Origin of the sequence: Paenarthrobacter sp. TA1.8, assembly GCF_048595705.1 — a bacterium.
Taxonomy (GTDB): Bacteria; Actinomycetota; Actinomycetes; order Actinomycetales; family Micrococcaceae; genus Arthrobacter; species Arthrobacter nitroguajacolicus.
Genome location: NZ_CP184287.1, coordinates 3,280,806 through 3,302,664, shown reverse-complemented (window position 1 = coordinate 3,302,664; position 21,859 = coordinate 3,280,806). Strand labels below are relative to the sequence as shown.

19 protein-coding genes are annotated in these 21,859 nt (G+C 61.7%); 12 read left to right on the top strand and 7 right to left on the bottom strand.

From position 1 onward, the window contains the following. Positions 1-68: 68 nt before the first annotated feature. From ACNAOT_RS15325 to ACNAOT_RS15315, 3 genes are read left to right on the top strand one after another with little or no spacing between them, the layout of a single operon-like run. The gene (locus ACNAOT_RS15325) at positions 69-743 is read left to right on the top strand and encodes a hypothetical protein (RefSeq protein WP_420178479.1); all 675 of its coding nucleotides are present in this window, start codon (positions 69-71) and stop codon (positions 741-743) included. A 51-nt stretch (positions 744-794) separates the two neighbouring features. After that, positions 795-1,478 (top strand): helix-turn-helix transcriptional regulator, encoded by a 684-nt coding sequence (locus tag ACNAOT_RS15320; protein ID WP_420178478.1) that lies wholly within the window; start codon positions 795-797, stop codon positions 1,476-1,478. A gap of 41 nt (positions 1,479-1,519) precedes the next feature. After that, entirely contained in the window at positions 1,520-2,752 is a 1,233-nt protein-coding gene (locus ACNAOT_RS15315; protein WP_420178477.1) for a cysteine desulfurase family protein, read from the top strand. Positions 2,753-2,761: 9 nt separating this feature from the next. On the opposite strand, the gene ACNAOT_RS15310 is transcribed toward ACNAOT_RS15315, so the two are convergent. Then, entirely contained in the window at positions 2,762-3,997 is a 1,236-nt protein-coding gene (locus tag ACNAOT_RS15310; protein WP_420178476.1) for an NAD(P)/FAD-dependent oxidoreductase, read from the bottom strand. 181 nt (positions 3,998-4,178) lie between these two features. Between ACNAOT_RS15310 and mnmA the strand changes: the two genes are divergently transcribed. The 7 genes from mnmA (at position 4,179) to ACNAOT_RS15275 (ending at position 12,652) form a co-directional block, all read left to right on the top strand. Beyond that, the gene (gene mnmA, locus ACNAOT_RS15305) at positions 4,179-5,300 is read left to right on the top strand and encodes a tRNA 2-thiouridine(34) synthase MnmA (protein ID WP_243836845.1); all 1,122 of its coding nucleotides are present in this window, start codon (positions 4,179-4,181) and stop codon (positions 5,298-5,300) included. 171 nt (positions 5,301-5,471) lie between these two features. Further along, the gene (locus ACNAOT_RS15300) at positions 5,472-7,100 is read left to right on the top strand and encodes an ABC transporter substrate-binding protein (protein ID WP_420181179.1); all 1,629 of its coding nucleotides are present in this window, start codon (positions 5,472-5,474) and stop codon (positions 7,098-7,100) included. Positions 7,101-7,227: 127 nt separating this feature from the next. After that, the gene (locus ACNAOT_RS15295) at positions 7,228-8,319 is read left to right on the top strand and encodes an ABC transporter permease (RefSeq protein WP_091468608.1); all 1,092 of its coding nucleotides are present in this window, start codon (positions 7,228-7,230) and stop codon (positions 8,317-8,319) included. 2 nt (positions 8,320-8,321) lie between these two features. Then, a complete protein-coding gene (locus tag ACNAOT_RS15290; protein WP_420178475.1) occupies positions 8,322-9,326 on the top strand; it encodes an ABC transporter permease in 1,005 nt (334 codons plus the stop codon). Then, positions 9,323-11,029 (top strand): dipeptide ABC transporter ATP-binding protein, encoded by a 1,707-nt coding sequence (locus ACNAOT_RS15285; protein ID WP_420178474.1) that lies wholly within the window; start codon positions 9,323-9,325, stop codon positions 11,027-11,029. The genes ACNAOT_RS15290 and ACNAOT_RS15285 overlap by 4 nt, the downstream gene beginning before the upstream one ends. 195 nt (positions 11,030-11,224) lie before the next feature. Further along, positions 11,225-11,614 carry a chorismate mutase gene (locus tag ACNAOT_RS15280; RefSeq protein ID WP_054808477.1) on the top strand — a complete coding sequence of 130 codons (390 nt, stop codon included), beginning with the start codon at positions 11,225-11,227 and terminating at the stop codon, positions 11,612-11,614. A 12-nt stretch (positions 11,615-11,626) separates the two neighbouring features. Then, positions 11,627-12,652 carry a hypothetical protein gene (locus tag ACNAOT_RS15275; RefSeq protein ID WP_420178473.1) on the top strand — a complete coding sequence of 342 codons (1,026 nt, stop codon included), beginning with the start codon at positions 11,627-11,629 and terminating at the stop codon, positions 12,650-12,652. Positions 12,653-12,663: 11 nt separating this feature from the next. Here ACNAOT_RS15275 and ACNAOT_RS15270 read toward each other — a convergent pair whose 3' ends face one another. Genes ACNAOT_RS15270 through ACNAOT_RS15245 form a run of 6 tightly spaced genes read right to left on the bottom strand, consistent with a single transcriptional unit; the run spans position 12,664 to position 18,657 of the window. Further along, a complete protein-coding gene (locus tag ACNAOT_RS15270; protein ID WP_420178472.1) occupies positions 12,664-13,377 on the bottom strand; it encodes a DUF4166 domain-containing protein in 714 nt (237 codons plus the stop codon). Positions 13,378-13,414: 37 nt separating this feature from the next. Beyond that, entirely contained in the window at positions 13,415-14,707 is a 1,293-nt protein-coding gene (locus ACNAOT_RS15265; protein ID WP_420178471.1) for a DUF58 domain-containing protein, read from the bottom strand. A 32-nt stretch (positions 14,708-14,739) separates the two neighbouring features. Next, positions 14,740-15,810 (bottom strand): AAA family ATPase, encoded by a 1,071-nt coding sequence (locus ACNAOT_RS15260; protein ID WP_420178470.1) that lies wholly within the window; start codon positions 15,808-15,810, stop codon positions 14,740-14,742. Further along, on the bottom strand, positions 15,807-17,009 hold the full coding sequence (locus ACNAOT_RS15255; RefSeq protein WP_420178469.1) for a DUF4350 domain-containing protein: 1,203 nt from the start codon (positions 17,007-17,009) through the stop codon (positions 15,807-15,809). The genes ACNAOT_RS15260 and ACNAOT_RS15255 overlap by 4 nt, the downstream gene beginning before the upstream one ends. Continuing rightward, the gene (locus ACNAOT_RS15250; RefSeq protein ID WP_420178468.1) at positions 17,006-17,695 is read right to left on the bottom strand and encodes a DUF4129 domain-containing protein; all 690 of its coding nucleotides are present in this window, start codon (positions 17,693-17,695) and stop codon (positions 17,006-17,008) included. Before ACNAOT_RS15250 ends, ACNAOT_RS15255 begins: the two co-directional genes overlap by 4 nt. Next, positions 17,692-18,657 (bottom strand): hypothetical protein, encoded by a 966-nt coding sequence (locus ACNAOT_RS15245; RefSeq protein ID WP_420178467.1) that lies wholly within the window; start codon positions 18,655-18,657, stop codon positions 17,692-17,694. The genes ACNAOT_RS15250 and ACNAOT_RS15245 overlap by 4 nt, the downstream gene beginning before the upstream one ends. 528 nt (positions 18,658-19,185) lie before the next feature. On the opposite strand from ACNAOT_RS15245, the gene mtrA reads away from it, so the two are divergent. After that, positions 19,186-19,860 (top strand): MtrAB system response regulator MtrA, encoded by a 675-nt coding sequence (mtrA, locus tag ACNAOT_RS15240; RefSeq protein WP_014922244.1) that lies wholly within the window; start codon positions 19,186-19,188, stop codon positions 19,858-19,860. Next, positions 19,832-21,820 carry an MtrAB system histidine kinase MtrB gene (gene mtrB, locus ACNAOT_RS15235; RefSeq protein ID WP_420178466.1) on the top strand — a complete coding sequence of 663 codons (1,989 nt, stop codon included), beginning with the start codon at positions 19,832-19,834 and terminating at the stop codon, positions 21,818-21,820. Before mtrA ends, mtrB begins: the two co-directional genes overlap by 29 nt. Positions 21,821-21,859 lie beyond the last annotated feature (39 nt).

Sequence of the window (21,859 nt, the reverse complement as noted above, 5' to 3'; positions counted from 1 at the left end):
CCGCGGTTGCCGGATATCAGGCGGCACGGCCCGGACGGCAGGGCTTAGGGAGCAGACAGGGAGAAATAGTGGCGAACAACGTTCGACGACGACTGGCCGGCTTGGTTGCCGGCGGAGCCGCAGGCGTCCTGCTGGCCGGCTGCACTGTCAACGTTCCGGATCCGGCAGCCCCGAAGCCTTCGCCATCGGTATCCACGCTGGCTACTCCGACTATCACTCCTGGACACGATGCGGCCGCGGTGGCCGCCAAGGATTTGCCGCTGGCAGCAGGTGGAACCTTGGCACCGGGGGAGCCGGTGACTGTCTCCACGCGGTTGGAGGAAGTGCCAGGCTGGTCCGTGGTTCACTCCGCCCTGCAGGGTGAGACCAGATACAAGAAGACGGACGGATGCATTCTCGCGGTCCGGGTCAGCGTGAACCAGGGGCCGTTGGTGGTGGCTGGCGACGACGTCGCGTCAACCAAGGCACTGTTCGATTACTTGAATGCCGGCGCTGCGGTGGACAGCTTGAAGCCGGCGTCGTTGCGTTGGGGGGAAGACTCTGACAAACCGCAACACAACGTCGAGTTCCTCAGTTTGGAATCCTCTTCAGCATCCGGCGGCCAGTCAGCTGTTGTCTTGGCCAGGTTGTTCAGCGCCCCCGCGTCCTCGGTGTATGTCTCCCTGGCATGCCCGGATGACAAGACCTTGGCCCCGGCGCGTGCTGAGATCATGGCCCAGCTCGTCGTGGTACCGCCGTCCTGATCCGGGCAGCGCATAAAGCAGCAATTCTTGTTTTTAGAGTTAACGTAATGCATGGGCACTTTCGACCTCCCGTGGATCCGCAAAATCGCAGCTATCGCTGCGTTGGGCGATGAGAACCGCCGCAAGTTGTATGAATACGTTCTGAATGCCGGCAGCGCGGTGGGGCGGGATGAGGCGGCCTTGACTCTGGGCTTGCCCCGCAGTTCGGTGTCTTTCCATTTGGACCGCCTGGTTCGCGAAGGACTTTTGCAAGTCGAGTTCAGGAAGTCGCCCGACAGGACGGGTCCAGGCTCGGGGCGGCCATCCAAGCTCTACAGGCCCGTGGTGGATGAGATTAGCGTCTCCATCCCGGAGCGGCACTATGACCTCGCCGGCCACCTCATGGCTGCAGCCATCCAGCGGGCTGAGTCCGATGGCGCTCCCGTTGAGGCTGCCCTGCGTGAGGTCGCTTCAGCCAGGGGAAGAGAGTTGGGAAGGCCTGGCGATTTCCTGGGTGCGATCTCGGAGCTTGGGTACCATCCCACCCCCGATGCATCCGGGGGATACCGCCTGCTGAACTGTCCCTTCCATCGCCTGTCGCTGGACCACAAGGAGGTAGTGTGCGCCATGAACGGCGCCTTCCTCAGCGGTGCTGCGACGGCCTCCGGACTCAGCGCCGACGTCGTCGTGCCGGATCCGGACCATGGACCGGGACACTGCTGTGCGCGCATCACCACTCTTGAGGGCGATTCCTGAGCGGGCGGCTCCTGAAGGCTCGTCGTCGGTAGAATTGCAGGGTGCCTGTTTACCTTGACCATGCTGCAACCACGCCCCTGTCGGCCCAAGCGCTGGCCGTCATGACGCGCGAGCTCGCGCGGACGGGGAACCCTTCGTCGCTGCACGGCGCAGGGCGCCGCGCGAGGCGGGCGGTAGAGGACGCACGGGAGACGCTCGCCGCGGCTGCCGGGGCACATCCATCTGAGGTTATTTTCACCTCAGGCGGGACCGAAGCGGACAACCTGGCAGTCAAGGGGCTGTTTTGGGCCAGGCGGGACGAGAACCCGCGCCGCACGCGCATCCTCTGCTCCGCCGTCGAGCATCATGCGGTCATGGATACCGTGGAGTGGCTTGAAAAGCACGAAGGCGCGCACGTTGTATGGCTTCCCGTGGACGCTGACGGGAAGGTCCGGATGGACGTCATCAAGCACGAAATCGAACGGGAGCCCGAATCGGTAGCCCTGATCACCGTCATGTGGGCCAACAATGAAGTAGGCACCCTCCAACCGGTTCCGGAGATCGTGGAGCTGGCGAAGCCGCATGGCATTCCGGTCCACTCCGACGCTGTCCAGGCGTTCGGTTCCGTTCCTGTGGATTTTCGTGGTTCCGGGCTCTCCGCAATGTCCGTCTCAGGGCACAAGCTTGGTGGTCCCGTAGGGGTTGGCGCCCTTTTCCTGGGGAGGGCTGTGAAATTGACGCCGGTGCAGCACGGGGGCGGCCAGGAGCGCGATGTACGGTCCGGGACGTTGGACACTCCCGCAATTGCTGCCTTTGCCGCAGCCGCCGAGGCTGTGGCGGCAAACCTGGAGCGTGAACGTGAACGCCTCAGCTCGTTGCGCGACCGCCTCATCCGCGGGGTACTCGAATTGATTCCCGACGCGGTGCTGAGGGGTGCTCCCGGGGACGGTCGGCTGCCGGGAAACGCCCACTTCACCTTCCCTGGTTGTGAAGGCGACTCACTGCTCTTTCTCCTGGACCTGGCGGGTGTTGAATCTTCTACGGGTTCGGCGTGCACCGCTGGGGTGCCCAGGCCATCACACGTCCTCCTGGCCATGGGCTTGGACGAGGATACTGCCCGCGGCGCCCAGCGATTTACCCTGGGCCACAGTTCCACCGAGGCGGATGTGGACGCGCTCCTGAAGGCACTTCCCGAGGCATGCCTCAGGGCCAGGCAGGCAGGAATGGCTGGTCATGAATCCAGCATTCAGACAGCGGCGACGGTAGCCCGGCAAGCCTCGGCAGAAACTTTGTAGAGACTCCTGCTAGCCAGGCACCAGTTCGTCCAGCGGTACTCCGGGATCCGTCAGTTTCGCTACATCTACCGGGACGCGGTTCGAAATCAATGCCTTGATGGGTTTCTGGACGCGGCTCTGGTTGACGCTCATTCCGGCCACTACATTGCCCTCCCTCAACCAGAAAGCAATGAAGCTGCCCTCATCCAACGAGCCGCGAATCACCGGTGGGATTCCGAATGTCAACGAGGGAAAGCCCGAGTACTCCATGCTCAGGCTGAACTGGTCCGTATAGAAGTAGGGCACCACATCCAATCTGGCGTCCTGGCCCATCATGGACTTTGGCGCCACTTTGCCGCCGTTGAGTGCGTTGGCCCAATGCTCGCTGCGATGGTGCTCGCCGGTAAAGGGATGCAGTGCGTTGGCGACGTCTCCGGCGGCCAGCACATCCGGAGCGCTGGACCTCAGTCCGGCATCCACCAGTATTCCATTGCGTATTTCAAGCCCGGCGGCTTCGGCAAGTGCTGTGTCCGGTACGACGCCGACGGCAACGATGACGACGTCAGCAGGCAGCATTTCGCCGGTATTGGTGCGAACCGCCGTCGCCTTGCCGTCCTGTCCATCAATCCCGACGGCGCTTGCCGGGAGACGGAAACTGACGCCTTGGTCTTCATGGAGACGTTGGAAGTATAGGCCGAGTTCAGGGCCGATAGCGGCACTCAAAGGTATGTCTTCCAGCCCCAGCAGCGTGACGTCGTTGCCGTACGTGCGGGCTGCAGCGGCCAGTTCCATGCCGATCCATCCGGACCCTATCATGACCACCCTCCGTCCTCCGCCTTTCAGGAGGGAACGAAGTCGTAGGCTGTCATCCAGTGTCCGGAACGTCATGACTCCGTCAAGGTCTACGCCGGGAAGCGGGAGAGTACGAGGCCGGGCACCCGTAGCCAGAAGCAGTTTGGAGTAGCCGAGGCGTCGGCCGTCGGCCAGAGTTACCTGATGTCCATCAGGGTAGATCCGGCTGACGGGGCTGCCAAGAAGAAGCTCGACGTCGTTCTCCCCGTACCAGTCCCCGGGTACTACGAGGGCAGAATCTGCGTCAGCTTTACTCAGGAGGAATTCCTTGGACAGGGGTGGGCGTATGTAGGGTGTCCGGTGCTCGGCGCCCACCACGGTGACGTCCCCTCCGTAGCCCTCGGCCCGGAGGGTTTTGGCCGCATTAGCCCCGGCGAGCCCGCCGCCCGCAATAACGATGTGTTCGTTTGCCATGTCAGCTCGATTCTAAAACCACTAGTTTTGACTTTAGAAGCAGGGGTGTGGCCAGTCAAGGGGTTTTAGGGCGGGCGTGGCACTACGGGCTAGAATGGATGGGCACGCCGACTCTTCCCAGCCGGATCAGTTGCTCCAAATCCCACAGACACAGAAAGCCAGCATGCGAGTACTTGCAGCAATGAGCGGCGGAGTAGACTCCGCCGTGGCCGCAGCCCGGGCCGTGGAGGCCGGACACGACGTCGTCGGAGTCCACCTTGCGTTGTCGCGCATGCCCGGCACCCTGCGCACAGGAAGCAGGGGCTGCTGCACCATCGAAGACTCGCGCGATGCTTGGCGTGCCTGCGACGTCCTGGGCATTCCCTACTACGTGTGGGACTTCTCGGAGCGTTTCAAGGAAGATGTGGTCCAGGACTTCATTGATGAGTACGCTGCGGGCAGGACGCCCAACCCTTGTATGCGGTGTAACGAGCGGATCAAGTTCGCCGCCCTTCTGGAAAAGGCCATTGCGCTGGGCTTCGACGCCGTGTGCACCGGTCACTATGCCAAAGTCATTGAAGACGCCGACGGCAACCGGGAACTCCACCGCGCCGCCGATTGGGCCAAGGACCAGAGCTACGTTCTCGGTGTGCTGACCCACGAGCAACTCAAGCACTCCATGTTCCCGCTGGCGGACACCCCTTCCAAGGCTGAGGTGCGTGCCGAGGCCGAGCGTCGCGGGCTGTCCGTGGCCAACAAGCCGGACAGCCACGACATTTGCTTTATTTCCGACGGTGACACCCGCGGATGGTTGGCCGAGAAGATTGACATGACAACCGGCGACATCGTTGACGAAACCGGTGTCAAGGTTGGCGAACATCCCGGTGCCAACGCGTTCACGGTGGGGCAGCGGCGCGGCCTGAAGCTGGGAACCCCCGCGGCAGACGGTAAGCCCCGGTTCGTCCTGGAGATCCGCCCCAAGGAAAACAAGGTGGTCGTGGGACCGGAAGCCCTGCTGGCGATCGACGAGATTCGCGGTATCAAGGTTTCCTGGGCGGGCGTGCCCATTTCCGAAGTCGCCACCGGCGCTGAGTTCGACTGCCACGCCCAGGTCCGGGCGCACGGCGATCCTGTTCCGGCAATCGCCCGTGTGGAATCCGTTGCTGACGAATCCGGAGTGGAGCGTGCCCAGATCGTTGTCACGCTGACGGATCCCTTGAGAGGCGTGGCGCCGGGCCAGACCGTCGTTCTCTACCAAGGCAGCCGCGTCCTGGGACAGGCAACCATTGACGCCGCCCGCTCACTCCAGCGGGAAGTCCTCTAGGAGCCGGCACCTTCCCGGTGAAACCTACTGGAAAGTAAATTTTGTGTCTCGAATCACAAAATGAAGGGTTCGCGGCCTTCGAAGTCTGATTGAATCGTGGAATCAAGAGTGCGCGCCGTCACAAATATCCCACGGCGGCGCGCCGAATCCATCGAACAGAAGGTTCACCAGATGGCACTGAACAAGAAGGCCCTGCACGGCGTTATCGCGCTGGCGGGCATTTCCGCGCTCGCCCTGACGGCATGCACGGGTCCCTCCGGCGGCGGTTCATCATCCGCCCCGGCCGCCGCAGGCCCCATCGCCTACGGCACTACTGACAAAGTCACGTCGCTGGATCCCGCCGGGTCCTATGACAACGGTTCGTTTATGGTGATGAACCAGGTCTACTCATTTCTCCTGAATTCGAAGCCCGGCGGTGCGGAGCCCGTTCCCGACCTCGCCGAATCGTCGTCGTTCACGGCGCCGTCGGAATACACCGTCAAGCTCAAGTCGGGGCTCAAGTGGGCCAACGGGCACACTTTGGATTCCAAGGACGTCAAACACTCCTTCGATCGGCAGGTGGCAATCAACGATCCCGCCGGACCTGCCTCGCTGCTGACCAACATCGAAAGCGTAAGTACGCCCGATGCCACCACCGTGGTATTCAAGTTGAAGAACGCCAACGACCAGACGTTCAGCCAGATCCTGAGCAGCCCTGCCGCGCCGATCGTGGACGATGAAGTCTTCCCGGCCGACAAGATTCTTTCGGACGACGAGATCATCAAAGCGAACGCGTTCTACGGCCAGTACACGATTGACAGCTACAAGAAGAACGAACTGGTCAGCTTTAAGGCCCTCGCTGACTACCAAGGCGTTCTTGGGAAGCCCGCCAATGATGCTGCCACCATTAAGTACTACGCCAGCCCCACCAACCTGAAGCTGGAAATCCAGCAAGGTGCCATTGACGTTGCCTTCCGCAGCCTGAGCGCCACGGATATCGACGACCTGCGCAAGGACTCCAAGGTCAAGGTCCTCACCGGACCGGGTGGCGAGATCCGCTACATCACCTTCAACTTCGACACCATGCCGTACGGAACCAAGGCAGCCGGCGCAGACCCTGCGAAGGCACTCGCAGTTCGCCAGGCCGTGGCCAACCTCGTTGACCGCCAGGCTATCGCTGACCAGGTATACAAGGGCACCTACCTGCCCCTGTACTCCAACGTTCCGAGCGGATTCCTCGGCGCCAACGAGTCGTTCAAGGACGCCTATGGCGATGCCGGAAAGCCAAGCCTGGACAAGGCAAAGAAGGTCCTGACGGATGCCGGCATCACGGAACCCGTCGCACTGAACCTGCAGTACAACCCGGATCACTACGGCGGATCCTCCGGCGATGAATACGCCATGGTCAAGGAGCAGCTGGAGAAGTCCGGTCTCTTCACCGTGAACCTGCAGTCCACAGAATGGGTCACTTACAGCAAGGCCAGCCGTGCCGACGAGTACCCGTTGTTCCAGTTTGGCTGGTTCCCGGACTTCAGCGATTCCGATAACTACCTGACGCCGTTCTTCCCGGAAGGCGGCTTCCTGAAGAACCATTACAACAATCCCGAAGTCAATGGGCTGATCGCCAAGCAGCTGACGGATGCGGACAAGACCAGCCGCGAGGCTGCCATCAAGGATGTCCAGAACGCCTTGGCCAAGGACATTTCCACCCTGCCCCTGCTCCAGGGCGCCCAGGTGGCGGTTGCCGGAAGCGGCGTGAATGGCGTCGAGAAGACACTGGACCCATCGTTCAAGTTCCGCCTCGGAGTAATTTCCAAGTAACCGCACCTATGTGAAGAAAGGGAGGCGGGACACTGATCCGGTGTCCCGCCTCCTTTGCTGACCACCCAGGTGGCCGGCTCGCATGAGACAACCCCGCGCAATCCACGGGCAGGAAATGCAGGTAACAATGACAACACTTATTGAGGTTCCCGAGGCTGAGCCCGGCATCGTTGCTCCCAAGAGCAAGTCCAAAGCCGGGGGAGGTCTGGGCAGATACATCGTGGTCAGGTTTTTCCTGATCATCCCCACCGTCTTCATCTTGGTGACTCTCGTCTTCTTCCTGATGCGGGTCATTGGAGACCCCATCACGGCATCGCAAGGCGGACGCCTGCCCCCGGACGTCCTGGCCCAGCGAATACAAGAGGCCGGCTACGATCGGCCCGTCCTGGTCCAGTACTTCGAATACCTGGGCCAACTCATCACCGGCAATTTTGGCAGCACCATCACCGACCGGCGGCCAGTGGTGGAAGTACTCACCACTTTCGGTGCAGCCACACTCGAGCTGTCGATCAACGCACTGATCGTCGCGCTTGCAGTCGGCATCCCCTTCGGTCTCATTGCCGCACAGCACCGGGACAAGACTCCTGATGCGTTTCTGAGGTTCTTCGCCATCCTCTGCTACGCCACACCTGTTTTCTTCTCCGGGCTCCTCCTCAAACTGACGTTTTCCGTGTGGCTTGGATGGTTCCCCGTAGCTGGTCGAGCCTCTACGCGAACGGAACTGACCATGAGCGGCCTGGCTGCACCGTCAGGCATTTACTGGCTGGACGCATTGCGCAGCGGCAACTTCGCAGCCCTGGGGGACATCGTGGCCCACGCGGTGCTCCCCGCAGTAGCCCTCGGATTGTTGACCGCCGGCGTCTTCCTGCGACTGGTGCGCACCAACGTCATCGGCACGCTGGGAAAGGACTACGTTGAGGCCGGGCGTTCCCGCGGTGTCAGTGAGTTCCGCCTGGTGACCAAGCATGCCTACAAACCGGCACTGATTCCCATCATTACTGTCATGGGCCTGCAAATTGCGCTGATGCTGGGCGGCGCCATTCTGACCGAAACCACCTTTGAGTGGAAGGGCCTGGGCTATCAACTGGTGCAGTACCTGAACGCGCGCGACTTTGTGGCCGTCCAGGGAATCGTTGTATTGCTGGCCATCATTGTGGCCGTCACCAACTTCGTGGTGGATATTATTGCCGCACTCATCGACCCTCGAGTGAGGTACTGACCATGAGCACTTCCCCATTGACCCGACCCAAGCAGCCCTTGTTCTCAAGGCTTCCCGTGGTAAGCCACTTGAAGAAAAGCGTCGGACTTCAGCGAGGCATGCTCATTGTGGGCGTTGTCCTCAGTGGACTCTTCATCCTTACGAGCATCTTTGCACCCCTCCTTGCTCCCTATGGCTACTCCCAACTCAGCGACGCATCCGGTTCGTTTCCCACCCAGGAAGCTCCGAACTCCAAGCACATGCTGGGAACAACTGTTGGCGGCTACGACGTCTTGTCACGGGTGGTTTGGGGTTCCCAAACAGCGGTGACAGTCATCGTTGTGTCAGTGGCGATGTCCTTGTTCCTCGGTGTCGCCCTTGGTCTGCTCAGTGGATATTTCGGAGGGTGGCTGGACAGGATTCTGGTGGTAGTGGCGGATGCCATCTATGCGTTTCCTACCCTGCTCCTGGCAATCGTAATTTCCATCGTGATCAGCCGGGGACAATCCAGTTTCTGGGGCGGCATCTTCTCTTGTGCTTTCTCCATCACGGTGGTCTTTGTCCCGCAGTACTTCCGGGTCATCCGGGCAGAGACCATTCGTCTCAAGGCCGAGCCGTTCGTCGAGTCGGCCAAAGTGCTCGGGGCTTCCAGCGTGCGCATCATTGGGAGGCACATTTTCAAGAACGCCACCCGGACCCTGCCGCTCATGTTCACCCTGAACGCTTCCGAGGCGATCCTGACGCTCGCCGGCCTGGGCTTCCTTGGCTTCGGCATCGAGCCCACATCAGCCGCTGAATGGGGGTTTGACCTCAACAAGGCACTGGCGGACACTTCGTCCGGTATTTGGTGGACGGGCGTCTTCCCCGGGATCGCGATCGTACTCACGGTCCTGGGGCTGACCCTCGTGGGCGAGAGCATCAACGACCTCAATGACCCCCGGATCCGTGGACGCAAACGCGCGGGCAGGACGCCAACACCAACAACGGCAGGAACGCCTTCAAACCCGACAGAGGCAGGCAAGCCATGACCACCAACTTGGGAAATGAGTCAGATCACGTCAGCACCGAGCCGCCTGTACTAACCATCGATCGGCTCCAAGTCACCTTCGCCACTGATGGCGGGGACGTTCACGCTGTAAAGGACGTCAGCCTGGAAGTTGGAGCCGGTGAAGTAGTGGCCATCGTAGGGGAATCGGGTTCCGGCAAAACCGTGACAGCCAAAACCATCCTGGGCCTGCTTCCGGAAACTGCCATCAGCTCCGGTGCCGTGGTGATCAACGGCAACAACGTCATCAGCGTCAGCAAATCGACGCTTCGCAAAATCCGTGGCCGGGATGTTGCCATGGTGTTCCAAGAGCCTTCCACGGCCCTGAACCCGGTCTTCACCGTGGGCTGGCAGATTGCCGAAGGTATCCGGGCACACGCCTCGGACGGCCGTCGCATCTCCGCCAAGGAAGCCAAGCACCGGGCAACCGAGGCGCTCCGCAAGGTGGGCATCCCGGATCCTGAGACGCGGGTCAACTACTACCCGCACCAGTTCTCAGGTGGTCAGAAGCAACGCGTGGTAATCGCTGCGGCCTTGGCCCTCAACCCGGGACTGATCGTGGCGGATGAGCCCACCACCGCGCTGGATGTTACAGTCCAGGCTGAAATCCTGCAGCTCCTCCGCGACCTGAGGGACAACTATGGCACCTCAATCGTGCTCATCACGCACAACATGGGTGTAGTGGCAGATTTGGCCGACCGCGTTGTGGTCATGTACCAGGGCGACGTTGTGGAGGAGGCTCCTTCACGGGTCCTGTTTGCCGAACCCCGGCAGGAGTACACCAGGAAACTGCTGGCCGCAGTACCGCACCTCGGACGAAACTCGGCCTCCGAGGGTGCCCGTGGCCGGCTCCACCAGGGAGGCAAAATCCTGGTGGAAGCAAAGAACCTCACCATCGAATACCCCGGCCGTTTCGGCAGGCACGGGTTCAAGGCCGTGGACGACGTCAGCTTTACGGTCTCGGAGAATGAGGTTTTCGGACTGGTCGGTGAATCCGGTTCCGGAAAATCCACCATTGGACGGGCCATAGCAGGCCTGACCCGAACCACGGGAGGCAGCCTGAAGGTTCTTGGGTACGAGATGCTGGACTTCAAAGAGCGTACCTTCCGTCCGCTCCGCAAGGAGATCGGCTTCGTTTTCCAGGATCCGGCGGCGTCTTTCAATCCGCACCTCACGATCGGCGAGTGCGTCGCAGAACCGCTGCTTATCCACACCAAGCCCGGTGCCGCTGAGGCGAGGAAAAAGGTAGGTGAGCTGCTCGAATCAGTCCAGCTGCCGGCGTCGTACGCGGAGCGCTACCCGCACGAGCTGTCCGGTGGGCAGCGGCAGCGCGCATCCTTGGCGAGGTCGCTGGCACTCAACCCGCGCCTCCTGATCGCCGACGAACCCACCTCCGCCTTGGATGTCTCGGTGCAGGCCAAAGTGTTGGACCTGTTCAAGGACATACAGGAGCAGTACGGTTTCGCGGCTCTGTTCATCAGCCACGACCTCGCAGTAGTGGACATGTTGTCCCACTGGGTTGGCGTGCTGTACAAAGGCCAGTTGGTGGAGCAGGGGATCGGAAACCATGTGATGGGCTCACCGCAGCATGAGTACACCAAGAGGCTCATCGCCTCGCTGCCGGTGCCGGACCCCGACGAACAAGCACGACGGCGGGAAGCGCACCGCACTCTGTTGGGCGGCTAGATCGTTGCTTGGCGACTAGACCGTCCCCGGAGAATCCACGCAATGTAGAGAAGGTACGCCCCCCACTGTGGCGGGCGTACCTTCTCCGCGTTAAGGGATACGCCAATAGCTGAGGCCATGGTTGCTGTAACGTGCCTGTCCTGGCCCGCAGGTAACACCCGCGGCTGGACCGCCCCACACCATAGACTGGGGTGCATGACCGAGCAGAACAACGCCCTTCCTGATGACGCCGATTCCTTCAACCCGGCAGCGAGCTCCCTGGCCGGCCAAGTGGACCGTGCAGTCATGGACGAGCTGTTGTCCATCCGGTCCAGCATCGACAACATTGACGCAACACTTGTCTTCCTGCTCGCGGAACGCTTCAAGGCCACCCAGAAGGTAGGAATCCTAAAGGCCACCCACAAGCTTCCCGCCGGAGATCCGGGCCGCGAATCGGCCCAGATCGCCCGCTTGCGACGGCTGGCCGAGGATGCGCACCTTGATCCAGCCTTCGCAGAGAAATTCCTCAACTTCATCATCAGCGAAGTGATCCGCCATCACGAGGCAATCGCCGAGGATCACCAGATTTCCAGCCAGCAGGCCTAAGCCGTGGCGGAAATGGCTAATTTGCGCGCCAGCGCCACCGCACTGGGCCCGTGGCCCGGAAGCGACCCCGCGGAAGCAAACCGGATCATTCGGGGCGAATTGGGGGACCCCCATCTTCCTTTCCTGCCCGAGTTGCCTGATCGAGGGGTGGGCTCGGATGCTGTCGGGAGGACCGGCTCACTGTTGGTCGACCTGGCAATCGACGTCCAACCGCACGGCTGGCGTCTGGTGGACAAGCCCGGGAAGGATGCCCGGCGCGCCCGCTCTGCGCTCTCGACCGACCTCAATATATTGGCCGACATAGCTGGTGCCGAGGATGTCGCTGCAACGGAGCTCAAAATCCAGCTGTTGGGCCCCATGAGTCTTGCTGCCAATCTTTACCTGCACAACGGCGAACGGGCACTTCTGGATCATGGCGCCCGCAGGGATATTGCGGAATCCTTGGCCGCCGGCATCGCAGAGCACCTCAGGCGCATCGCCTCGGCTGTCCCGGGTGCCCGGCTGGTGGTTCAAATTGACGAGCCGGACATCGCCTCCGTCATGGCAGGCACGATCCCGACGGCGAGTGGCTACCGAACGTTGCGGTCCATATCCGGCGAGGAAGTGACAGGCGCGTGGCGAGTGGTGATCGACGCTCTCAAGAGTGCGGGAGTCGTCGAGGCCGTGGTCTCAGTGCCGGAAATCGAAGCTCCCATCGAGCGTATCCTTGCAGCGGGAGCCGACGGCGTCGCGGTGCCCCTGAAAGCCCTGACGACACGCCAATGGGAGCAGCTGGCTGTAGCAGTGGAGGACGGAAAACGCCTGTGGGCGGGCGCACTGTCAACAGGCGAGCCACAGGCGCAACTGCCACGCACCGCCGAGGTTGTTGAAAGCATCGCGAAGCCGTGGCGGCAGCTCGGGCTTCCTGCCTCGGGCTTGTCGGGACTCCGGGTTACGCCCTCTACGGGGCTGGCTGACTTCAAGCCTTCAAGGGCCAAGGCTGTGCTATCTAAACTGACCCAAGTGGCCGACGGACTGGACCAGCTGGCTCAGGGCTAACTGCGAAAGCGTCAGATTCTCTCTTCCCAGCGGTCTGGTTCCGCATAGCGGGGGAGAGAAGTACCGGGGGCAGCTCCTGGCAGATATGGTGCCAAGCGGTAGTCGAAGCGTCCTGCGTATACAAGGACCAAGCCGATCTGGGGCTGGATGACTTTGACTTGGATGCGGTGCTTGCGCTCTGCGCTGTCCCACCACTGCTCCGCGTAAGCACGCGCATCAAGTGCGGTTGGCAAGGGTACTCGCAAGGGGCCGAGGAATAGTCTGCTTGCTTTGGACACGCCACGAAGGCGGCCCTCTGAGGTAACGCTGACATCCAGGTCCGTGACAAGACGGCGATAACGTCCCACATGGTCCACCAAATGGGCATTTCGATGGTCGGAGCCAGTCAGGACCGCGCTCGTCGTATCGTGGAACAGCCGTGTACCCGAAGGGAAATAGATCTCCCGACGGGCCGTCAGGGCCGGTCGTCCGAAAGGATCCAGATGGGCGTGGTTTTCGATCCGGAACGGAATGCCCTCACCGTAATCAGGAAAGAAAACCTCCTCGCTCCCCGTCAGGGCGAGCAGCGGCCGCAACCACTTTTGACGGCACCCGACAACGTCAAAGACTCCCTCTCCGATTCCATACGATCCGGAGCCGGCAGCCAACGAAAAATACTCCTGGAGCTCCGGGGTTAGCCGGCTGAACTCATCGCCGAGTGCCAGCTGGTAGATGGGGGTATTCATTGCGGTCCTTCCTTGTACGTGGAACTAAACCTTGGAACTAGAGCCTCCCGGCTGCTTTGAGCCGTATGTAGGTGTCAGCGAGTAAGGGAGGAACATCGTGGGGTTCGGCGTCAACCACTTCGGCTCCGAGTTGCCGGAGTTGCGCCGTCACCGCGGAACGCTCCAACAATGCGCGCTCGGCGGCGGCTGCACGGAAAACCTGGCTGGCCGTCGTTCTTTCTTCTTTCATGGCAGACAGCAGGGGATCCCGGACCGAGGCCACCACCACAACGTGTTGGCGCGACAATTGCGCCACAGTGGGGAGGAGCCCCTCTTCGGGGGCGCCGCCGTCGAGCGCTGTCAAGAGGACCACCATGGATCGGTGCGCCGAAACTGCCCGTACCTGAGCCGGAACCTGCTGCCAATCGAGTTCGATCAGTTCAGCTTCCAAGGGGGCCATGGCTTGGACGAGTTGACCCAGCAGATTGCCTTTTGAGGCCGATTCAACGCGTGCGCGAATTCGCCGATCGTAAGCGAGGAAGTCCACGCGGTCGCCTCCGCGCTCGGCCAGCACCGCGAGCAGCAGCGCCGCCTCAATTCCGGTGTCGAGCCGGGGTTCATCCTCGATTCGGGCGGCTGCTGTGCGCGAAGTATCAAGCACGATGACCACTCGCCGGTCGCGCTCCGGGCGCCACGTCCGTACCACCACTGAAGTCCGCCGCGCGGTGGCCCGCCAGTCGATGGACCGGACATCGTCACCGCGGACGTAGTCCCGCAGTGAGTCGAATTCGGTGCCGGCCCCACGGATCTGTACGGCGGCCCTGCCATCCAACTCCCTAAGCTTCCGGAGTTTGGAAGGCAGATGACGTTTTGAATGGAACGGGGGGAGGACCCGCAGTTGACCAGGCAGGGCGCGGGTCCGCTGCCTTGCGGCCAAAGCCATGGGGCCGAACGATCGGATGGTCACGTGGGGGCTTTTGAGGTCGCCGCGACGACGAGGAATCAGGGTCACGGTCATGCGGCGCCGCTCTCCGGACGGGACTACCAAGGACTGTGAAGGGTTCACTGCGCCGGCGGAGGGCTGCCATGTGTCTCTTACCTCGGCACGCAGCTTGCGCCGCGTGCCATTGGTGACAGTGACAACGGAGTCTGTCTCGCCCTCAAGCGTCACGTTTCCAGGTTGCCTGCGTTCCAGGGCAAGCCTCGCGGGCGAGGCTGCCAAGACAAGGTCCGCAACCAGTAAGAGCAGCAGCCCCACGGCCACGAACAGGACGGTGGTCCACGCGGGAAAAACCACCAAGGGCACCAAACCCAGAAGGGCCAGCAACACGAAACGACCCGTAATGGCCACTCAAACCCCCTCGGCCAATGCCGGTCGGAAGATCACCGCGGCACCGGGACGGATGCCAGGATACTGCCCAGGACGGCGTCCACTTGGATGCCGTCCATTTGAGCCTCCGGACGCAGACCCACCCTGTGCCTCAGGCACGGCAACGACAAAGCCTTGACATCGTCCGGAGTCACGAAAGACCTGCCGGACAACCATGCCCATGCCTTTGAAGTGTTGAGTAGGGCGGTGGCTCCACGGGGAGAAACGCCGAGTTGGAAAGAAGGAGCAGACCGTGTTGCGCGCACCACGTCAACTATGTACGCGAGGATTTCCGGAGCCACGGCCACTTGCGCGACAGCCGCTTGGGCACTGGAAAGCTCGACGGCGCCCGCCACTGGCCGTACGCCCGCTGCAGACAGGTTCCGGGGATCAAAGCCGTTGGCGTGGCGACGGATAACCTCGATTTCCTCTGCCCGTCCAGGCAGTGGCATGGTCAGCTTGAGGAGGAACCGATCCAGTTGTGCTTCCGGCAAGGGGTAGGTGCCTTCGTATTCCACCGGGTTCTGGGTTGCCGCCACAATGAACGGGCTTGGAAGCGGACGCGACACACCATCTACCGAAACCTGGCGTTCCTCCATTGCTTCCAGGAGCGAGGCCTGGGTCTTGGGCGGGGTCCGGTTGATCTCATCGGCCAGCATGATGTTGGTGAAAACCGGGCCCTCGCGGAAAGTGAACTCAGAGGTGTGCGAGTCATATACCAGTGAACCCGTGACGTCGCCGGGCATGAGGTCCGGAGTGAACTGGACGCGCTTTGTGTCCAGGCTCAGCGCGGTGGACAACGCCCTGACCAACAGGGTCTTGGCTACGCCGGGTACACCTTCCAGGAGAACATGTCCGCCACAGAGCAGGGCGATCAGCATACCCGTTACGGTGGGGTCCTGACCGACCACGGCCTTGCCCACCTCTGCCCTGACATTCAGCAGAGACTGCCGGGCCGGATCCTCACCGGGCCGGCGCTGTCCGTTTTCTGCGGGTCCGGTTCCCCGAGGCGCACCCTGCGGGCTGGCGTCACCTCCCGCGGAGTGGCTGGTGCTGTCCGTATAGCTGTTTGGCTGGCTGCTCATCGGGCGGTCGCCTCCTGTTCGATTCGTTCGATTTGTTGTGCCCACTGCACCAGTTGTCCTTCGCTTTCCGGCATGAAGTCGATCAGGACAAATCGGACTTCCTGGATTGATTGCTCCGCATGGCGGGCTGTTGCGTCGACTATTGCTTCGGCGGTGGTGTCAGCGCCGAGGTTGAAGTGCCGGGCCAACCGTGAGAGGGTTCCTGCCCTCAAGTTGTTGGCTGCCCGCCCCACAGCCCGTGAATCCTGGTAAAGGCGTGCCCGGCCTTCTGCTGTTTCGACGGCCTTGACCACCACGGGCAGCGGCTCGAATACGAGAGGACCCATGCGCCGGCCCCGCCAAGCGATGGCCAACAGGGCTACCAAGCCCAGCCACGGGCCGGCGAAGGCCAGCCATCGCGGTGCCAGCTCGTTCAGTGTGGGGTTTGAATTGGAGGCGGAGATATCGCCGACGCCCGGGATGTACCACACGAGGTCCGCGTTGTTCCCCAAGGTACGCAGGGCAAGGGCAGCATTGCCCTCCAAGGCTAGGTGTTGATTGTCCATGAGTTCCCTACTGCCCAGGACGATGACCCGCCCATCGGCTGACGCCGCATACAAGCCTGGTCCGTCCTCGCGGGTGGGATAACAAACCACGGGCCCGGACAGGACAGATCCTTGTGCGGACACCCGGCCCGCCGCCCTGGCATCTTCCTGTTCACATCCGGGTTCGGTCACCTGTGTTGCTTCTGGAACCACACCGCCGGGCCGGATCCCCTGGTTCAGGCCATTGAGTGTCCTCAGCCGTGGAGCAACTACCACAACGCGGTCTGCTGCGGCAGTGATCTCCTCCAGTTGGGACCGGTCAAGAAAGCCCTGCGCGTCAAAGAGGAGAACCGTGGCTTCGTCCTTGGCTGACAACGTATCCATAGTGTCTTCAAACGTGTCTGTCCGAGTGACGGAAACTCCGTGGCGTGCGAGGATTTCGGCTGCAGCCATGGCTCCGTCCGGCGCTGGATTCCGTGCGGAGAGCCGCCGGGAATCAGTTGCGCCGGAGACGCTGTTGATGGCCAGGAAAGTGACCAAGCCTGCAAGCAGGGTGCCGAGGGCAATCCATACCAGGTGTTTCCGGAACCAGGCCCTGAAACGTTGACCCGCGGGAAGTTTTTCGGCAGCGGCATTGTCGGTACCCGGGGTGCTATCCTCCAAGATGGTGGTCATCGTGGTACCGCGAATCCGGCGTGGGCTTGTCCTGTGAAGTCGGGCTTCAGCTCAAGAAGATCAGCGTCCAGCTGGCGGACGGACTCATAGTCCGCCCGTGTTGCGGCTTGTTCGCCGTACCGCACGGCGTCGAAAACACCCGCAGCGGCGAGCAGCCTGGCTTGGGCCGAACCAAAAACCTGGCCCAGTTGACCGGCTGCTTCGTCTGCCGTCCTGCCCGCTCGAGCCTCAATGATGTCCCGTTCTTCGGCAGATCGGACAAGAGCGCGAAATTGATCGACGACGGCGGCCGGCCAGTTGCCACTGTCTGCTGCAGTCGCCGCCCTGCTTCGGTAGCCCCCGGCGTCGACGCTCTGGTCTTCTCCATAGAGATCTCCGGGTTCTTTCCGTCGTCGGGCGTTGAGTCTTGGCCGAACGACGACGACGGCAGCGATGATGAGTGCCAGCGCCAAAACCACAATCAACGGGACAGCAAGGTTGGGTCCGGTGCCAGGTCCATCACCTTCCAACGATGCCAGCCAGTCCAGGAAATCCCGCCACAACTGGTCCAGCCAGCCGGGCCTTGCATCCGGATATCGGGGATTCGATAGCTCCTCAGCAGCCCAACGCCGGGCTTCGTCACGGTCCGGTTCCACCGGTGGTTCCATGAATGCCAACGGTGCAATGTCAATGGCGGCGACCTTCATGCGGGAGGCCGCTGCCCGGGGGGAGCGGAAGGAAACTGCCCGCCATCAGGTGGCCAGGTGGTGTTTCGTGTCAACGTGGATGGCCCGCCTGGAATACCGTCAGGATCGGAACCAGTTTCCATGAGCCGCATCAATTCAACATCCAGGCCATCGCGACGCATCCGAAGATCCATGTAGATCAAGCCCGACACGGACGCTTGAAAGGCGAATGTCACGGACCCCACCAACGCCCCAATCGCAGTGGAGATGACAGTGGTCAGAACCAACGTTGAGGTCATCGAGTCGGGATCAGGGTGGGGTGAAACTACTCCACCAATGGCCGCGGAGGCCAAGGACACAGGAATTTGGACGATCTGCGCGATGATTCCCACCATGATGGCTACCACCAGGGTGATGCCGAAGATCCGCCACCAATTGTTCTTCGTCAATCGCCAGGATCGGAGCAATCCTTGGAAAACGCCGGTCTTCTCCACCACGATGGCGGCGGGAGCCAGCATCAACTTCAGGCCGATCCAAACGAAGGCCACAAAGAAACCCAGGCCCAAGGGCAGGACGATAAGCAGGGCCGCGGGTCCCATCGCAGTGAATAACAAGATCGCTACCCCGATCACTGCGGCAGCTACAAGCAGCCCGCCCAGCGTCAGCAGCGCGGCAACGCCCAGGAGCGGCAGGATTCCCGGGCCCGCAAGCTTCCACATTTGTTTGAAACCTGTCCGGCGGTTGAGAACCGAGCGGGAGACCGGGACAACCAGAACTCCTTGGAGGACGGAACCCAGGAAACCGATCAACACGGAAACGCCCATGGTGCCGGCCATGAAAGCGAGGAACGGGCCCATTGCATCGGCCAGCTCAGCTTCTGAACTGACAGACTCAAGGGAAGTCGACAGCTGGAACATCCCAACGGTGACGATGCCGATGAAGACTGCTCCAATGGCTTGGACGATCAGTGCGGAACCAAACATCGAGGCAGCATTGCGGCGGATTGTTTGGAAGGAGCCATCCAGAATCTCGCCGAACTGCAGCGGACGCAGGGGAATGACTCCTGGCTTTGGGGGAGCGACATAGAGGGGCTGCCCATACGGAGGCCCTGGGGGCCATCCCGGGGCAGCTCGGCTTGGATGGTTCTGCCCGCTGCTCTGCGGTGGCGCCCAGCCTGGAGGGCCTCCCCATTGTGGTTGGTTTCCCCACTGTGGTTGATTTCCCCATTGCGGCTGGTTTCCCCATGCGGGCTGACCGCCCGGCGGATTCTGGCCGTGCTCTGGTTGTGACACGATTCCCTCCCCATAAGATCCGGCCCGCCGACTCCCGACGTCCCCCACACGGACCTTCGCACCCAGCCTATAGTCCCGCCGTCGTCCCTCATAGCCTGTAGCCCATGCTGCCACCGGGGCATAACGGCAGGGTGCAGTACGGTGGAAGTGCCTTAGGGGCGCCATGCCGTGCGCCGCGCCCAACGGGACAAAGACTTGGTGATAAGGGAATATATAACTATGAAGGCACGCATTCTGGTAGTTGACGACGACGAAGCACTCGCAGAGATGATTGGAATCGTTCTGCGCAACGATGGCTTCGAGCCGGTGTTCTGCGCAGACGGCGGCCAGGCTTTGGAGGTCTTCCGCTCCTCAAAGCCGGATCTGGTGCTGCTTGACCTGATGTTGCCGGGCTCGGATGGAATTGAGGTTTGCCGGCAGATCCGTGGCGAGTCGGATGTGCCCATCGTCATGCTCACCGCCAAGTCCGATACTTCAGACGTTGTTCGCGGGCTTGAATCCGGCGCCGATGATTACGTGCCCAAGCCGTTCAAACCTGCTGAACTTGTAGCACGCGTCCGGGCCCGGTTGCGGCCGGGTGACCAGAAGGCCCCCGAGACCTTGCGTATCGCAGACGTGACCATCGACGTCGCCGGTCATTTGGTGACCCGTGGCGGCGAGCGGATCTCCTTGACGCCCCTGGAGTTTGATCTCTTGGTAGCGCTGGCACGCAAGCCGTGGCAAGTATTCACCCGCGAATTGCTTCTCGAGCAGGTGTGGGGATACCGCCACGCGGCTGACACCCGGCTGGTCAATGTTCACGTCCAGCGTCTGCGCTCAAAGATTGAACGTGATCCGGAAGCGCCCGAGGTCGTTTTGACGGTGCGTGGTGTCGGATATAAAGCAGGTTCCTGAGTCCCCGGTCGGCAAGACCGGCGGGGCAGGCGGGGGGCCGGGCCCCAAAACTCCCGATCGGGCCGGTGTCCAGCAGGTGACCCCGGCTGAGTCTGAGACCCCGGAAACGTCCCCTGAGCAACCCGATAAGTCCCCTGATCAGTCCGCTCGGGAGGCCAGGGACCTTTCCTGGGTCCTGACCCGGGGGCGGATCTGGACACGGCGCGGATTGATCCTGGTTCTGCGGGTTTCGCGACTCGTCGCCATTGGCGTGCGCCAAATAAGACCGGGGCTGCGCTTCGTTTGGCGTTCCTTGTTGAGGCGATGGCGGCGGTCGTTGGAGTTCCGCACGGTCCTGACCACATTGCTGCTCGCTGTGACGTCGTTCGCCATTGTTGGCGCGTACTTATCCAACCAAATCGCCAACAACCTCTTCCAGGAGAGGCTGGCACAGGCGGAATCCGAGTCGCGCTTTAACGTCAAGCAAGTCCAGGACACGTTCGACGGCGCCCAAGTCACCGACCAGTCAAGCGTCATCACCTTGGTTTACGACACCTTGACAGCCGTGGAAGGCCGGGGCTCGGTCATCCAGCGTAGATATGTCTTCGAAGCTGCTCCGGAACAAACCAAACCACGTAACCGTTGGGTTGAATCGCGCGCTTCGGACCAGCTGACGGTTCGCGTCATTCCCCCCGAGCTGCGTAAGGCTGTTCAAAGCGGTGGCAAGCAGCAATTCTGGGCCTCCACGCAGTTTCCGGTGGGGAACGAGGACAGGCCCGGCATCGCCGTCGGAAACATGGTCACGTTCAACGGAACGGCTTACGAGCTATACCTGATCTACGACCTCAATACTGCCCAGCAAACACTGGACGAGATTCAGAACGTACTGTGGGCAGGCGGTGCGGCTCTCGTCCTCATGATCGGTGCCATTGCCTGGTACGTGACCCGTAACGTAGTCAGTCCGGTCAGCCATGCTGCCGTCGTATCGGAAAAGCTTGCTGCCGGCCAACTACAGGAACGAATGGTGGTTAAGGGAGAAGACGAAGTCGCGAGATTGGGCGCTTCCTTCAACCACATGGCCGCAAGCCTCCAGGAACAGATCACCCAGTTGGCCACGTTGTCGCAGATGCAACAGCGCTTTGTCTCTGATGTTTCCCACGAACTGCGTACCCCGCTCACCACGGTACGAATGGCGGCCGAAGTCCTGTTCGATGCACGGGACGATTTCGATCCCATGAACAAGAGATCGGCGGAGTTGCTGTACCACCAGGTTGAGCGCTTTCAATCGCTGCTTTCGGACCTGCTGGAGATTTCACGATTCGACGCTGGCGCCGCCGTGCTGGATGCAGAACCGCAGGACATTTTCCAAGTGATCTCTCACGTTATGGAAGGTGCCGCACCGGTGGCCGCGGAGTACGGCTCGGAAGTCCGGCTGAACGCCCGGCAAAAGAGCATCATCGTGGAGATGGACTCCCGCAGGATCGACCGCATTCTCCGCAACTTGCTGCTCAATGCCCTCGAACACGGTGAAGGCAAGCCTGTCCATATATCTGTCGCGGCCAATCATGAAGCTGTAGCGGTGTCAGTAAGGGACCACGGCATCGGAATGACCCAGGCTGAGGCTGCCAGGGTCTTCGACCGCTTCTGGCGGGCAGATCCTGCACGCGCCAGGACCACCGGAGGAAGTGGCTTGGGCCTTTCCATCGCAGCCGAGGACACCAAGCTTCATAACGGTTGGCTTCAGGCCTGGGGCCGAAAGGGTTCCGGTTCCAACTTCCGACTGACGCTTCCACTGCGGCAAGGAGGCACCATTGTGAAGTCTCCGCTTCAGCTGGAACCTGCGGACATAGGATTCCCCGGGACGGCAAGCGAACGGCAAATGCTGGTACTGGGCCAGGATTCCGGCGAGACTCCGCAGCCGACTCCATCTGTCGGCGGGATGCCGGCGCTTGACGACGATGGAACAGGGGAGAAGTCGTGAGAACGTTGCGTCCCGGGCGTATCAGGGCAATCGTCGCGC